Genomic DNA, 14,730 nt, shown 5'->3' with positions numbered 1-14,730 from the left:
AAGGGCGAGGGGATTACGACTTAATCCCCTCCGTCCCCTTTTCAGGGTTTGACGGCGAGGGTGACCTGGCCCAGTTCGGTGGCGCCCTGCGCCTTGCCGTTCTGCGCGGCGGTGGCCGGCCAGGTGAAGGGGATCTTCAGCAGTTCACGGCCGCCGACTTCACGCACCGCTTCGACCACCAGGGTGTAGTTGCCCGGTGCCAGCTGCTTCAGCGCCGGCTGCTTGTCGTTGAACGACAGCGCGTGCTTGCCGGCCGGGCGGGTCGGGCCGGTCACGCCGTCCACCGGCACCTGCAGGGTGCGGCCGCTCTTGCGCCACCACTGGCGCAGGTCGGGCAGCCACTTGGTGCCATGGCCTTCGCTGTTGCTGGTCTGCTGGTACCAGACAGAGAGGTTGGCCGCGACCTTCTGGTCGGCGCCTTCCAGCCACACCGCCACATACGGGCGGTGGTATTCGGCCACGTTGAGCTTGGGCACTTCGACGTTGATGTCGAGGGTGGCAGCGTAGGCCGGCGAGGTGGCCAGCAGGCCGCTGAGGGCGATGGTCAGGGTGACGCGCATGGAGCGGCTCCGGGAACGAGGGAAAAGTCAGTGGATCAGCAGCAGGGCGATCAGCAGCGGGATCATCAGGCCCAGGCCGACCAGCGGCCAGGTCATGCGCCGCTGCCGCGCATGCAGGTGCAGCAGGAACAGGCCGGTGATGCAGAACACCAGGCAGGCCACGGCGAACAGGTCCAGGAACCAGCCCCACGCCGGGCCGGCATTGCGGCCCTTGTGCAGGTCGTTGAGGTAGGACACCGCGCCGCGCGAGGTTGATTCGTACTCCACCGCGCCGGTTTCGCGATCGATGCTCAGCCAGGCATCGCCGCCGGGGCGCGGCAACGACAGGTAGATCTCCTCGGCCGACCACTCGGCCGGGCGTCCGCCAATGGCGATGCCCAGCTGGGTGTCCAGCCATTGCCGGGCCGGGCGCGGGATCGGCGCGTTACCGTCCTCGCGCGTGCCCAGCTGGCCCAGCAGCTCGCCCGGCAGTTCCAGGTGCTGGTTCTGCACCTGGGGCTTGGCCTCGATCTTCGCCGCATGGTTGAGGGTCAGGCCGGTCACCGCGAACAACAGCATGCCGATCAGGCACACCGCCGAGCTGATCCAGTGCCACTGGTGCAGCGTACGCAGCCAGAAGCCACGGCTCTGTTGCTGCTGCACGGTGGAAGAAGCAGGACGGCTCACGGCACGGTTCGGGGCGGATGGGGACTGCTCATTACATCATTGATGAGAATAGCTCGCAATTGCGTGTCGTTCTGTATCCCTGGGAGCGGTGCCGACCGAGGTCGGCACCCACCGGGCCAAGGCGATGCCGGCCAGCGGCCGGCACTACCACTGTCCAGTAGATCCACGCCATGCGTGGATGGAGCGCCGGCCCCGCAGAAGTCAGAACTTCGCGTTGAGCGAGATCCAGTAGCTGCGGCGCTGGTCCTTGGTCGCGTAGTCGTCCACGCAGCTGAACTCGCTCGGATTGAGCAGCAGGCACGACTGCGAGACGAAGTTCTTGTCGAACAGGTTGTTGACCCGTGCGTTCACCGTCAGCCATGGCGTGGCCTGCCAGCTGCCACCGAGGTGGAAGATCGTGTAGTCCTCGTAATAGCGGACATGGCGGGCACCGGCGCTGTCGATCAGGGTGTCGCGGTAGCGGTCGTAGCGGCCCTCGCCGATCAACGACAGGCTGATGGCCTCGTTGATCTGCCAGTTGAGGCTGGCGTTGGCCATGTGCTTTGCCGGTGTGGTGCCTGCGATCGGGCGTCCCTTGTCGGGGCCGCTGGTCTGCTCGCTCTTGGTCCAGGTGTAGTTGCCGCGCAGTTGCAGGGTGTCGAGCAGGTCGATGTGGCCGGCCAGTTCCGCGCCGCGGGTTTCGGCCTTGTCGATGTTCACGCTCTGGGTGAACGCGCTGTAGCCCAGTGACGCCCAGCCCGGGCCGATGTCCACGCAGTAGCCGCTGCCGGCCGGCGCCACTTCGCAGTTCGGGAAGGTGCCGCCGCTGGCGATCTTGTCTTCGAACTTGTTGATGAAGCCGGTGACGTTGAAGCCCCAGCGCTGGCCTTCGTAGTACGCGGCCAGCTCGTAGTTGGTGCTGGTTTCCGGCTTCAGGTTGGGCGAGCCCACCAGCGGCAGCACGCCCTGGCCACCAAACCCGGTGATGCCCGGGAACAGCTGGTCCGGACGCGGGGTCTTGTAGCCGGTGCTGACGCCACCCTTGAAGGTCCACGCATCGCTGGCATTCCACACCAGGTAACCACGAGGGCTGACATGGCTGCCGAACACGTTGTGGTCGTCGTAGCGCAGGCCGAAGGTGGCGGTCAGGGTGTCGGTCAGCGCCCAGTTGTCCTCGGCGAACAGCGCCCACATGCGGTGCTTCTGCTTCGTGTTGCTACGGTAGCCGGCACCGTCCATGCCGAACACGCCGTCGATCATGTCGGTGTCGTTGTACTGGCCACCCACGGTCAGCTTGTGCGAGCCGAAGTCGAGGTCGAGCATGGTGTCGAGCACGTAGCCTTCCAGTTCCATGGTGCGCAGCGGGCGCGGCAGGAAGGCCTGCAGGCGTGCCATTTCGCTGGGGTTGAGGGCGGTCAGCGCATTGCCACGCCCGGCCGCGCAGTTGTTGGCGGCGCCGGTGCGGCGGCAGACGTCATTCCACAGTGTCTGCAGGTTGGCGCGTTCATCCAGGGTCAGTGGCAGCGAGCGGCCCAGGTTGCTGCTCTTGCTGTGGGTCAGCGAGGTCTGCCAGGTGCCGAAGCTGTAACGGCCCTGATGGGTCAGCGACAGCTGGTCGCGCTCGTAGCGCTGGTAGGCGGTGTAGCCCACGCGCGGCTGCACCACGCGGCGGGTGACCGTGCCGCTGCCGTTCGGGTTGGGAATGACCGCGTTGCCGACGCGCCACAGGCTGGCCAGGCTGTCCAGCGTGCCGGTCTGGCCTTCGCTGTTGTCGTACTTCTGCCGCGAGACGTCGTAGTCCAGCCACAGCTCGTGGTCATCGTTGACGCGGAAGTCCAGGCGCACGCCGGTGTTCCAGTTGGTGTTGGCCACCGACTTGCCACCGCCACCGAAGCCGATGCTGCGCTCCCACAGGCTGCCGTCGGGCAGGGTCAGTGCGTCCCACTCCGGATTGGAGGCTTTGGCGTCGTAGTAGCTGCCGCGTACCGCCAGGCTGAGGCGATCCTTGATCAGTGGGCCGCTGAGGTAAACGTCGGTGGTGCGTGCATCGCCGAACTGGTCGTCCTGCTGCACGGTGAAGCCCTGGGTGAGCGCGCCGTGCCAGCTGTCCTGGTTGCGGCGGGTGATGATGTTGATGACGCCGCCCATCGCATCCGAGCCGTACAGGGTGGACATCGGGCCGCGTACCACTTCGATGCGCTCGATGGCATCCAGCGGCGGCAGGTAGGCGAACTGGCCGCCGCCGAAGTTGTTCGGGTACAGCTGGCCGACGTTGCTCTGGCGGCGGCCATCGATCAGTACCAGGGTGTACTCGGAGGGCAGGCCGCGCATCGAGATGGTGGCGCGGCCGTTCTTGTCGGTCGCTTCCAGGCCGACGTCGATGCCTTCGACGTCGCGCAATGCATCGACCAGATTGGTGTAGGGACGCTTGCTCAGTTCCTCGCGGCTGACCACGCTGATGCTGGCCGGTGCATCGATCACTTTCTGTTCGAAGCCGGACGCGGTGACCACCACCTTGTCCAGCGTCTGCGGGGCGCCGGCGGCGTCACCGTGGGCGAAGGCGGGGGCGGACAGGGCCACCAGCACGGCGCTGGTCAGCAGGGGGCGGGACAGGGACGAACGGACACGATGGCGCTGGGCCATGGCAGTTACCTCGAAGGATGCAGGGTGGTGCACTGCCACGCGCTCAGGGCGCGGCAGGCACGGAAGGCCCGGTCAGGGGCAGCAGGGATGGAGCAGACGGGAATGAAGCAGGCAGCGGCGCGCGCAGGCGACCGCGCACGCGGTCACACCGGGCCGTGGATCAGGCGAGCGGCGGCGCCTGGCCGCGTTGCTGGCGGCGCCCGGGCGCATCGGCCCAGGGCGTATCCGGAGCGGCCAGCGGCCAGTCCGGGCGCACGCCGGGCATGGCCGGCGCAGCGGGAACGAGTTCGAGTTCAGTGCGCAGCCACTGGCTGGCCAGCAGCAATGGCGGAGGTGACTTCTCGGCCGCTTTCACCGGGGCAGCGGCACAGCGGCGCAGCTTGGCCGGTGCTTCTTCCTGCAGCGGGCCTTCGCCGCCGCGCTCTTCCAGCGGCACCTGCACGGTCATCGGCGCCGGCGCATGCGGCAGCAGCGGCAACGTGCCCAGCAGCAACGCCAGCATCGCCACCCACGCCAACAGGCTGGCCAGCGCAGGACGCTGGCCGCGCATGGCGGTGCCCATCTTGCGATGGACGAGTGGGCGAGGGCGAAGCGGACGCAGCAAGCAGGAATCCCCGGACGTCTGCCGGCAGGGGCCGGCATCAACGGGGCGAGATTGTAATGAGAGCGGTTAGCGGTTGCAAATGAGAATGATTGCCAAGATGTCGCGGGCCCGGCCGTGTGCGGCTCAGACTTCGCTCCAGCGCCGCAGCAGGTTGTGGTACACGCCGGTCAGCTGCAGCACCGCCTCGGCGTCGCCGCCGGTCTGCCGCAGGCGTTCGATCGAGCCGTCCATTTCCCACAGCAGGCGACGCTGCACGTCGTCGCGGACCATGCTCTGCACCCAGAAGAACGAGGCCACGCGCGCGCCACGGGTGACCGGATTGACCTTGTGCAGGCTGCTGGACGGGTACACGATCAGGTCGCCGGCCGGCAGCTTCACCTCGTGCTCGCCGTAGGTATCGCTGATGATCAGCTCGCCGCCCTCGTACTCCTCGGGCGCGGACAGGAACAGGGTGCAGGAGATGTCCGAGCGCAGCTGTTCGCCGTTGGCCAGGTTCATCACCGCGCCATCGACGTGGAAGCCATAGGTGCCACCGCCGCTGTAGCGGTTGAAGCGGGGTGGCAGGACCTTCAGCGGCAGAGCGGCAGCGAAGAACAACGGGCTGCGACCCAGTGCGGCGAGTATGCGCTGCCCGAGTTCTGCCTTCAGCGGCGAGGCATCGGGCAGTTGCTGGTTGTGCTTGACCTGCGCACCCTGCGCGCCGACGGTCTCGCGACCGTCGGCCCAATCGGCCGGATCCAGCCGCTGGCGCATCTGTGCCACCTCTTCCGGGGCGAGCACGTTGGGTATGTGCAGCAGCATGGTGGTTCCTCTGTGATGCGCGGGGGAGACGGGCTCCCCCGCGTCTTGCCATCAGAAGCGGATGTCCGCGCTGAGCAGGAAAGTGCGCGGTGCGCCCGGGGTGTAACGGTAGCCGCTCTTGTTGATGCTGGCCACGTACTGCTTGTCGAACAGGTTGTAGCCGTTCAAGCGCAGCGACACGTGATCGTTCACCGCCCACGAGACCATGGCGTCGTACACCGTGTAGGACTTGGTGAATGCCGGCGTGCCGACGGCGCCGTCGGTACCGCGGTGCATGCCGGCGGCATAGCGCACGCCGCCGCCCAGGGTAATGCCATGCGGCAGCACGTAGCTGGTCCAGCCGGTGAAGGTATCGTCCGGGGTATAGACCAGGTTGTTGGTGCCATCGGCGGCCACCTTGGCACCATCCTTCACATCGGTGTTCAAGTGGCTGTAGCCTGCGCTGATCGACCAGTTCTCGGACACGCGGCCCACGGCAGACAGCTCAACACCCTTCACCCGTTTGCTGCCGGTCTGGGTGGGGTTGCCGGCGTCGTCCAGCACGGTGGTATTGATTTCGTTTTCCACATCGGTCTGGAACAGCGCCAGGTTCACCGCCAGCGCATCCTCCATGAAGGCCCACTTGCTGCCCACCTCGAAGGTCTTGGCCTTCTGCGGGTCCAGCTTGGGGTTGTCGGCGCTGCTGGCCGAGCTGCTCAGCTGGAAGTTGGCACCGCCTGGCGGTTGCTGGGAAAGCGCGTAGTTGGCGTACACGCTGACCGTTTCACCCACCTTGTACAGCGCGCCCAGCTTCCAGTTCAGCAGGGTATCGGACGCGTCCAGCGTCGGGTTGCGCAGCACGGTGCCGGTGGGGTTGCTGCCACACACTGGGCCGCCGCGGCCGCCACAGACCGAGGCGCTGGCGTACTCGGTCTTGTAATGATCGGCACGCACGCCTGCGGTCAGCAGGAAGCTCTCGCCGAAGGACAGCGTGTCGAACAGGTAGATCGCCGAGGTGGTGGTCTTGCCGTGGGCATCGGCGCCGTTGTGCGCCCAGTTCAGGCCAGTGACGTTCCAGTTGGGGTCGTACAGGTTGGCAGCCGGCCAGCTGCTGCCACCGGTGGCGGCCTGGCCGTAGCTGTCCAGTTCTTCGCGGGTGAATTCCAGGCCGGCACTCAGTGCATGGCCTACCGCGCCGGTGGAGAAGTCCGCGCGCAGGTTCAACTGATCGGTGAGGATGGTGTTGCGCTGATCCTTGAAGGTCGGCAGGCTGCGCGCAATGGTGTAGGTTGCAAGGTCTGCCGGGTTGATGTAAGTGATGTTGCCGGTCGGACGCCCATTCGCACCACGCACACCGGTGCCCATGAAGGCGGTGAGCAGATAGTCCTGTTCGGTGCGGCCCCAGCGTGCGGTATTGGTCAGGCGCACGCTGTCGTTGAAGTCGTGCTCGAAGCGGAACGTGGCCATCTGCGCGGTCACATCATCGTGGTCGGCATGGGTGCCGTAGAAGTTTTCCGGGTCCACCGGATGGCCGGCCAGTGCTTCCAGCGTCGGCTGCGGGGTCCAGCCAGGCAGGCCCAGGGTCGGCACGCCGCCGTCGGGCACGTTGTCCTGCTTCACATAGAGCAGGTTGAGGTAGTAGCGGGTGGCGGTGCCCAGGCCGAAGGCCAGCGACGGCGCGATGCCCCAGCGCTTGTTCTGCACGTGGTCGCGACCGGGCTGGCCGCTGTCCTGCCACATGCCGTTGATGCGCAGCGCGCTGGTGGCACCCAGCGAGTGGTTCCAGTCGGCGGTGGTACGGCGTTGCTGGTCGCTGCCCAGCGAAACGCTGGCCGAGGTAGCGTCCTGCAGGTTGGCCTGCTTGCTGACCAGGTTGATGGCACCGGTCGGTGCCGAGCGGCCGTTGTCGGTACCGGCCGGGCCCTTGGTCACCTCCACCTGTTCGATGTTGAACACATCGCGCGAGATCGAGCCCAGGTCGCGCACACCGTCCACATACAGACTGTTGGAGGTGTCAAAGCCACGCATGAACAGCGCGTCGCCGGTGGTGGTGTTGCCGTTCTCACCAGCATAGAAGGTGCCCACGCCGGGGCTGTTGCGCAGCGCTTCGGTCAGCGTGGTGGCGCCCTGCTGGTTGAACAGGTCGCTGGTGATCACCTGGATGGTCTGCGGGGTGTCCTGCAGACGCTGGGTGAACTTCGGCGAGGCCACCTTGTCGGCCTTGTAGCCGCGGGTGGCGTGCACATCGATCTTGTCCAGGGTGCGCGCGTTGTCGCCGGCCTCGGCGTGGGCCAGCGCGGGAAGGGCCGCCAGGCCGAGGCCGGCGGCAAGACTGGCGGTGGCCAACGGCAGGGTACGAAGCGGAGAAGCGTGCTTGCGGCTCTTGATCGGTTTCATGGGCGTCTGCAGAGAGGGAACAGGAAGGGGCGGCCGACGCAGGCGGCGCGGCAGCAGGGCATGGAGCGAAAGGGGGAACGTGCGGAAACGACTGCGCAGCGCGCAGCAGAGCGTCAGGCCAGCAGCAGGGGCGGTGCCTGTGAGGGGGGCTGGCGTCGGTCCGGCGCGTGCACCGCAGGAGCTGGTGTCACCGTCGCCGGAGCGTCCGCAGGGGCGCGCCGTGGGTATTGCAGGCAGAGCCGTCGCAGCACCGCTGGCTTGTCGCTGCGACTGCCATCAGGTTCGGACTCAGCGCGGTGCATCGCCTGTTCGTGCGGCAGTGCATGTGGCGGAGACGCGGGCGCGGCACCCTGGGCGTGTACCGTGGGCATGGCGGCGGTTGCCGTACCACGCCCTTCGTGCAGTGCCGACCAACCCAGCACCAGCGTCAGCAGCGCGGCCACGAGCAGCGGCCACCCTTGGCGGGTGAGCTGGCACAGCGTGGCGGCGGGCGCGGGCGAAGCCATGGCGCGGGGCGGAGTCGTTACGAAGATGTTACGTAGAATAACATCAACGATAATGATTCGCATGTGCGCGATGGGGCGGGCTGCCAGGATGGCCCTACGAGGCCCTGGACGGGTGCTCAGCCCCTTCCGGCAGCTCCACCCCGTGGGTTGGCTGCCCCGGGGGTGTGGCGACTCAGTCGCGGTCGTCGCGGGTCCAGATGGCGTCGTGTTCGCGCTTCACCGGGAACTTGGGCACCGGGGTGTAGGCCGGGGCGCATAGGGCGCGGCCATCGCGCACGTCGAAGCGCGCGCCGTGCAGCACGCACTCCACGCTGCCCTCGGTGGTGTTGAACTCGCCGGAGGACAGCTCGAACTCTTCATGCGTGCACTGGTCCTCCAGCGCATACAGCTCGCCATCGAGGTTGAACACCACGATCGGGGTGCCGGTTACTTCGTCGAACACGCTCTTCATTTCACCCGGCAGCAGTTCGGCGCCGGCACAGACGAAGGTCCAGGCCTCGCTCACGCGGTGGCTCCGGCCAGCGGCTTCTCCAGGACCTCGAAGCGCAGGTCGTCGCGCTTGGGGATGCCGAAGCGTTCGTCGCCATACGGGAACGGCTTCTTGATGCCGGTGCGCTGGTAGCCACGACGCTCGTAGAAGGCGATCAGCTCGTCGCGAACGTCGATCACCGTCATCTGCATCACCGGCACGTTCCATTCGCGCGCAGCGTGCGCTTCGGCCGCGTCCATCATCTGCTTGCCGACGCCGCCGCCCTGCTGGGCCGGGTCGACCGAGAACATGCCGAAGTAGCCCTTGCCGTCGACATCGGCGACGTGGGCGCAGGCCACCAGCCGGCCCTCGCGTTCGGCCAGCAGGATGGTCGAGCGGGGGCGGTCGAGGTCGGCCTGGATGCCTTCGGCGTCGATGCGGGCGCCGTCCAGCAGGTCGGCTTCGGTGGTCCAGCCGGCACGGCTGGCGTCACCCCGATAGGCCGAAGTAACGAGGGCGATCAGGGCGGGGATGTCGGCCGGCGTGGCGGCCCGGTAGGTCAGGGTGGTCATGCGGGCATTCTAGATGGGGCACGCCTTCTGCGGCGCAGGTCCTGGGGCTGGGCGCGGACCGGAGTGGAGGCTGTCCCCAGGCTGTTTGCCGATCCTGTCGTGAATGTCGCCTTGACGCGATCTTCATGTTTGATTCATAAATGGGTGTAGATCGCGCTGGCCAGGGGACAGGTCCTGCTGTCTGTGCGCGCTTTCAAGGACGGACGATCCAAGGAGGATCCCCATGCGGTTCCGCATCACGCTCCGCTCGCGCCATGCCGGCCCGATCAGGTCTTCGCTGCTGCTGATGGTGACGGCCCTGTCGCTGGCGCCGGCACTGGCCTCTGCCCAGATCGTTCCCACCTGGCGCCAGGAATACGACAAGCGGCTGAAATACGGCGATCTGGTCGAGCCGCTGAAGGGAGACATCTTCGGCGAGAAGGTCAACCTCTATGACGGCTCTGTCAGTTTCAGTGCCACCGATATCTCCATTCCCGGCAACGGTGGCCTGGCGGTGTCGCTGGGCCGCAGCTATGGAGATATCGGCGGCAGCGCAAACGACAACGAGTATGGAAACTGGACGCTGGACATTCCGTCGCTTTCGGGCACCTACGGAGATCAGCCGGAAACGGCGGTGGGAGGTCATTGGACACCGAGCGCGCGTTGCTCGACCGTCTCCGCACCTCCGGCACTGGATGTATGGAACTACAAGCATACCCAGACGACCGTGTTCGCACCCCATACCTATTGGGAAGGAGTGCGGTTGTCACTGCCTGGCGGCGGCGGTGAAACGGTTCTTGCCGGCAGCGGAGATGCGCGCCAGCCCATCCCACAACTCGGCATGCCCGCCCCGTGGAATACCAAGGGCGGATGGTTCTTCTCCTGCCTCAGTTCCCTCAAGAGCGGCCAGCCGGGCGAAGGCTTCCTGGGGCATGCGCCGGACGGAACCAAGTACTACTTCGACTGGATGGTGGCGCGCCACAACGACCCGGCTGTCATGCAGCCCTACGACACCATCACCCATTCGACGCTGCAGCGGAAGAAGGTCTTCCTCTATCCGTCGCAGGTCGTCGACCGATTCGGCAACTGGGTCCGCTATGAGTGGAGCGGCGGGCGCCTGGATCGCATCATCGCCAGCGACGGGCGCAGCATCAGCCTGACCTATGACTCGCAGGGGCGCATCGCAACGGCCCTGGCGGCGGGCCGTACCTGGACTTACGGCTATACGCCGGCGGGAACGCTGCAATCGGTCACGCTGCCCGATGGCACTGCCTGGAGCTATGACCTGCCTCCGGTCAATGTGACGAAGAAGTACCAGGAGTACACCGGGCAGGACGTCTGGGCCTACATGGAAGTCCCGGCGTTGTGCGCGAAGACGAACAAGATCGTGCAGACCGAAGTGGCGGCGTCCATCACCCATCCCTCTGGAGCCGTCGGAACCTTCGTGTTCCGACCCTTCCGGCATGGGCGCAAGAACGTGCCCTTCAATTGCCAGACGTCCGGCGACGACCAGCTGCTGGCCGATGGGTGGAACCTCACGCCCATCTACCGCGACGCGATGTCGCTGGTGGCAAAGCGGATAAGCGGTCCGGGGATGCCCACGGCGCAATGGAGCTATCAGTACACCAACCTGGCTTGGGAGTACGACAGGCGGGTTGACCAGGCCGGCTGGCCAGCGATCCCGGTCGGGCAGGCGGAACCGAAGATAACGATTGAAACCCTGCCCGATGGGGTCATCCGGACATACGAATTCGGCAAGGAAGTCGGCTACAACGACGGTCTGCTGCTGTCGACCAGTACCAGCGCTGGCGGCACTGTGGTCCGCACGGAGCGCAACAACTATTACCCGGATGCGCAGATTGCCAATGCACCGTTTCCGCGTGAGGCGGGACGGAATCTCAAGTACGGGGCGACCGAACTTGGGGAACATCTGAATCGGCCGGTCCAGAGCACGGTCGTGAACCAGGACGGCGTGCAGTTCACCCGCACCGTACAGGCCTTTGATGCCTTCGTCCGCGAGGTCACGGTGGACGAAGGGAATTCCGCCGGCCAGAGCCGGACCCGGACGACCGGCTATTACGACAATGCCGCCCTGTGGGTGAATGGCCAGGTGGCGCGCAGCCTGCTCAACGGCATCGAGGAGTCGCGCACCGAGTTCGACCCGGCCAATGCGCTGCCGCTGCGCGCCTATGCATTCGGCCGCCTGGCGCAGCAGGTGACCTATGCCGCTGACGGTACGGTGGCATCGGTGGCCGACGGCCGTGGCAATACCAGTCACCTGTCTGGATGGAAGCGCGGCATCCCGCAGCAGCTGCGCATGCCGGCCACACCCGAGGCGCCCAATGGCGCGGTGCGTACCGTTGCCGTCGATGACAATGGTTGGATCGCTTCACTGACCGATGAAGTCGGAGCAACCACCAGCTTCAGCTACGACAGCATGGGGCGGCTGCGCAGCCAGCAGTTTCCGGGTGGCGATGAAGTGAACTGGAACGGTGTGACCATGGACCTGCAGCGGCTGGGCGGTGCCCAGCTGGGTGTGCCGGCCGGTGCGTGGAAGCACTCCCGTACCCAGGGCGGACGCCGTACCGACACCTATCTGGACGCCATGTTCCGCCCGGTACTGGTCACCGAGAATGCCAACAACGCGCTCGACAGCGCGGTGGTGACCCGCTACGACAGCAGTGGCAAGACGGTGTTTGCGTCGTACCCCACGCGACAGCTCACCGACATCAATGCAGCAATGACGGGCACCACGACGCAGTACGACGCGTTGGGCCGGCCGGTGGTGGTCAGCCAATCGTCGGAACTGGGCGATCTGGTAACGCGCACCGAGTATGTGGGCAACGTGTCGGTGAAGGTGACCAACCCGCGCGGGCAGGCCACCACCACGCGACATCTCGCCTACGATCAGCCCAGCTATGAGATGCCACTGACGCTTCAGCATCCGGAAGGCGTGGTGACCGAGATCCAGCGTGACACGCTGGGCAAACCGTTGGCGATCACCCGCCGCACGGCCGATGGCAGCCAGGCGTTGACCCGCCGCTACGTCTATGACGGTTACCAGCAGCTGTGCAAGACCATCGAACCGGAAACCGGCGCGACGGTGCAGGACTATGATGCGGCCGGCAACGTGCTGTGGTCCGCAGCCGGGACCGGCCTGGGCAGCGCGGCCGACTGCAATCGCAGTGAGGCCTTTGCCAGCGGCCGTGTGGTGGTGCGCAGCTACGATGCCGCCAATCGACTGTCGACCCTGACGTTCCCGGATGGGCGCGGAAACCAGCGCTGGTCCTACACGCCGGATGCCTTGCCCGCGGAAATCAGTACGCAGAACGACCCGGCCCGGCCGATGGTCGTCAACCGCTATCAATACAATCGCAGACGCCTGCTCAGCAGCGAGACGCTGCAGCATCCGGATCTGGGCAACCTGAGTCTGGCGTACGGCTACGATGCCAACGGCACGCTGGCCAGCAACACTTACCCGGGCGGACGCGTCGTCAGCTATGCCCCGGATGCGCTGGGGCGGGCTACAGCGGTCGGCGGTTACGCAAACAGCGCCAGCTATTTTGCCAATGGCGCGCTGGCGCGATTCGTTTACGGCAACGGCATCGCGCATACCCTGACCCAGAATGCCCGTGGGCTGCCCGAGCGCAGCCGCGATGCCACCGCTGCGGCCGCGGTGCTCGATGACAGCTACGATTACGATGCCGGTGGCAATGTGATGGCCATCTCCGACGGCCTGCCGGGCGCACCCGGCAACCGTGACATGACCTATGACGGCCTGGACCGGTTGCGTACGGTGACCGCGCCGGGCTTCGGCAATGCGCTGTACGAGTACGACGCACTGGACAACCTGCGCCGTGCCAGGGTCGGCAGCCGCGATCGTACGCACTACTTCGATCCGAGCAATCGCCTGGTCAACGTGATCGAAACCGGGACGGGGGCCACCGTGACGGGCCTGGGCTACGACGTGCAGGGCAACCTGTCGGTCCGCAACGGCCAGGCATTCTCGTTCGACTATGGCAATCGCCTGCGGGATGCGGGCGCGGCGGAGAGCTACGAGTACGACGCCCATGGTCGCCGGGTGAAGGCCAGCGCCAGTGGCAAGGGGGCGATCTACTCGTTCTACGACAACGGCGGCGTGCTGCGTTTCCAGCGCAATGAGCGCACCGGCAAGCAGACCGACTACCTGTACCTGTCCGGCAGCCTGGTGGCCCAGGTGCACGGCGCAGCAGCCCCCGCGGCGCCTGCGCTGAGCGCGCCCGGCTACATTACCGAAGGCAGCGTGAACCTGACCTGGAGCCCGGCCGGCGGGGCCAACCGCTATGAACTGCAGCGTGCGCTGGCCGGTGCCTGGAGCATCGTCTTCGACGGCGCGGCGCAATCGTTCACCAGCACCGGCCTGGCGACCGGTACCTACCAGTTCCGCGTGCGCGGTTGCCGCGCGGTATGTGGTGAGTGGAGCAACGTCGCTTCGGTTGCGGTGGCGCTGGCGCCGTCCACAGTGCCGGCCCTGAGCGTGCCGGCGACGGCATTCAATGGAAGTTACGGCGTGAGCTGGTCTGTGGCGTCCGGTGCCGAGCGTTATGAGCTGGAGGAGAGCGCCAATGGTGGCGCCTGGACCCAGGTGCACAATGCCGCGGGTCAATCCAGGGACTTCAGCGGCAAGGGTGCGGGCAGCTACGGCTATCGTGTCCGCGCCTGCAATCCGGTGGGATGCACCGCCTACAGCGCCAGTGCGGCGGTGACCGTGGTGTATCCGCCTGCAGGCGCGCCGGGCATTTCGGCACCGGCACGTTCCGCACCGGGCAGCATCGGCATTGGCTGGAACGGGGTGGCCGGCGCCACGCGCTACACGCTGCAGGAAAGCAGCAATGGTGGCGGATGGGTGACGCTGTTCGACGGTGATGCCGGCTCCTACGCCACTGCGGCACGCGGTGTCGGCAACTACGGCTACCGCGTTGCCGCCTGCAATGGCGCCGGCTGCGGTCCGTGGTCGGGCACGGCATCGGTGGCGGTGATCGGGCCGCCGGCCATCGAGCCGGTGATCAGTGCGCCGGGCCTGGTCAATGTGCCGCAGTACAGCCTGAGCTGGTCGGTGCCCGCCAACAGCGAGAGCTTCGTGTTGGAAGAGAGTGCCAATGGTGGTGGCTGGACGGTGGTGCACAACGGCGCTGCGAACAGCTTTGGCGCCAGCCGTGGCAAGGGCAGCTATGCGTATCGGGTGAGGGCCTGCAATTTCGTCGGATGCAGCCCGTATTCGGGAGTCGTGACGGTGGCGGTGGTGCTGCCGCCGGCGGCGACGAGCCTCTATCTGGCGGAGTGGCTGACGACACGCAGGCCGCCTTATCAGGTCCAGTGCTCCGCAGGATGGAGTCCGGTGGCAGACGCAACGGAGTATCAGCTTGAGAGCGGCGGTGGTGGCCAGCGTCTGTACACGGGCCCCTCAACCTACGTGAATGACAGCGGCGGGACGTACTGCGCGCATGAGTATCGCGTGCGTGCCTGCAATGCAGGTGGGTGTTCCCCGTGGTCGGCCGAACGGCCGGTCACCCGCGGTGTACTGAGCTGGGACTAA

General features: G+C 66.5%; 9 protein-coding genes. 1 reads left to right on the top strand and 8 read right to left on the bottom strand.

Annotation, left to right across the window (positions count from 1 at the left end):
* Positions 1–41 precede the first annotated feature (41 nt).
* From N5C18_RS02595 to N5C18_RS02560, 8 genes are all read right to left on the bottom strand, one after another.
* Complete coding sequence (locus tag N5C18_RS02595; RefSeq protein WP_099590125.1) at positions 42–560, bottom strand: DUF2271 domain-containing protein; 519 nt, start codon at positions 558–560, stop codon at positions 42–44.
* Between the two features lie 27 nt (positions 561–587).
* Positions 588–1,226 carry a PepSY-associated TM helix domain-containing protein gene (locus N5C18_RS02590; protein ID WP_053508404.1) on the bottom strand — a complete coding sequence of 213 codons (639 nt, stop codon included), beginning with the start codon at positions 1,224–1,226 and terminating at the stop codon, positions 588–590.
* Between the two features lie 201 nt (positions 1,227–1,427).
* Positions 1,428–3,848: a TonB-dependent receptor gene (locus tag N5C18_RS02585; RefSeq protein WP_053508401.1), complete on the bottom strand. Its 2,421-nt coding sequence runs from the start codon at positions 3,846–3,848 to the stop codon at positions 1,428–1,430.
* Between the two features lie 160 nt (positions 3,849–4,008).
* Positions 4,009–4,410 carry a hypothetical protein gene (locus tag N5C18_RS02580; protein WP_053508399.1) on the bottom strand — a complete coding sequence of 134 codons (402 nt, stop codon included), beginning with the start codon at positions 4,408–4,410 and terminating at the stop codon, positions 4,009–4,011.
* A 165-nt stretch (positions 4,411–4,575) separates the two neighbouring features.
* A complete protein-coding gene (locus tag N5C18_RS02575) occupies positions 4,576–5,253 on the bottom strand; it encodes a Fe2+-dependent dioxygenase (RefSeq protein WP_006423086.1) in 678 nt (225 codons plus the stop codon).
* Positions 5,254–5,304: 51 nt separating this feature from the next.
* Entirely contained in the window at positions 5,305–7,629 is a 2,325-nt protein-coding gene (locus tag N5C18_RS02570) for a catecholate siderophore receptor Fiu (RefSeq protein ID WP_279943771.1), read from the bottom strand.
* A 678-nt stretch (positions 7,630–8,307) separates the two neighbouring features.
* Positions 8,308–8,640, bottom strand: coding sequence for a non-heme iron oxygenase ferredoxin subunit (locus N5C18_RS02565; RefSeq protein ID WP_053449036.1), 333 nt, complete (start codon positions 8,638–8,640; stop codon positions 8,308–8,310).
* The gene (locus N5C18_RS02560; RefSeq protein WP_053508393.1) at positions 8,637–9,176 is read right to left on the bottom strand and encodes a GNAT family N-acetyltransferase; all 540 of its coding nucleotides are present in this window, start codon (positions 9,174–9,176) and stop codon (positions 8,637–8,639) included. Before N5C18_RS02560 ends, N5C18_RS02565 begins: the two co-directional genes overlap by 4 nt.
* A gap of 223 nt (positions 9,177–9,399) precedes the next feature.
* Between N5C18_RS02560 and N5C18_RS02555 the strand changes: the two genes are divergently transcribed.
* Positions 9,400–14,730, top strand: a complete 5,331-nt coding sequence (locus tag N5C18_RS02555; RefSeq protein WP_279943770.1) for a wall-associated protein — start codon at positions 9,400–9,402, stop codon at positions 14,728–14,730.

The organism is Stenotrophomonas sp. GD03930 (genome assembly GCF_029839665.1).
Lineage (GTDB): Bacteria > Pseudomonadota > Gammaproteobacteria > Xanthomonadales > Xanthomonadaceae > Stenotrophomonas > Stenotrophomonas forensis.
The sequence above is the reverse complement of the archived record's forward strand: the minus strand, read 5'-3'. Positions and strand labels throughout refer to the sequence as shown.

Excerpts from the sequence above, each read along its gene's own strand:
- N5C18_RS02595 (WP_099590125.1), bottom strand. The coding sequence starts at position 560 with ATGCGCGTCACCCTGACCATCGCCCTCAGCGGCCTGCTGGCCACCTCG.
- N5C18_RS02585 (WP_053508401.1), bottom strand. The coding sequence starts at position 3,848 with ATGGCCCAGCGCCATCGTGTCCGTTCGTCCCTGTCCCGCCCCCTGCTG.
- N5C18_RS02580 (WP_053508399.1), bottom strand. The coding sequence starts at position 4,410 with ATGGGCACCGCCATGCGCGGCCAGCGTCCTGCGCTGGCCAGCCTGTTG.
- N5C18_RS02575 (WP_006423086.1), bottom strand. The coding sequence starts at position 5,253 with ATGCTGCTGCACATACCCAACGTGCTCGCCCCGGAAGAGGTGGCACAG.
- N5C18_RS02570 (WP_279943771.1), bottom strand. The coding sequence starts at position 7,629 with ATGAAACCGATCAAGAGCCGCAAGCACGCTTCTCCGCTTCGTACCCTG.
- N5C18_RS02560 (WP_053508393.1), bottom strand. The coding sequence starts at position 9,176 with ATGACCACCCTGACCTACCGGGCCGCCACGCCGGCCGACATCCCCGCC.
- N5C18_RS02555 (WP_279943770.1), top strand. The coding sequence starts at position 9,400 with ATGCGGTTCCGCATCACGCTCCGCTCGCGCCATGCCGGCCCGATCAGG.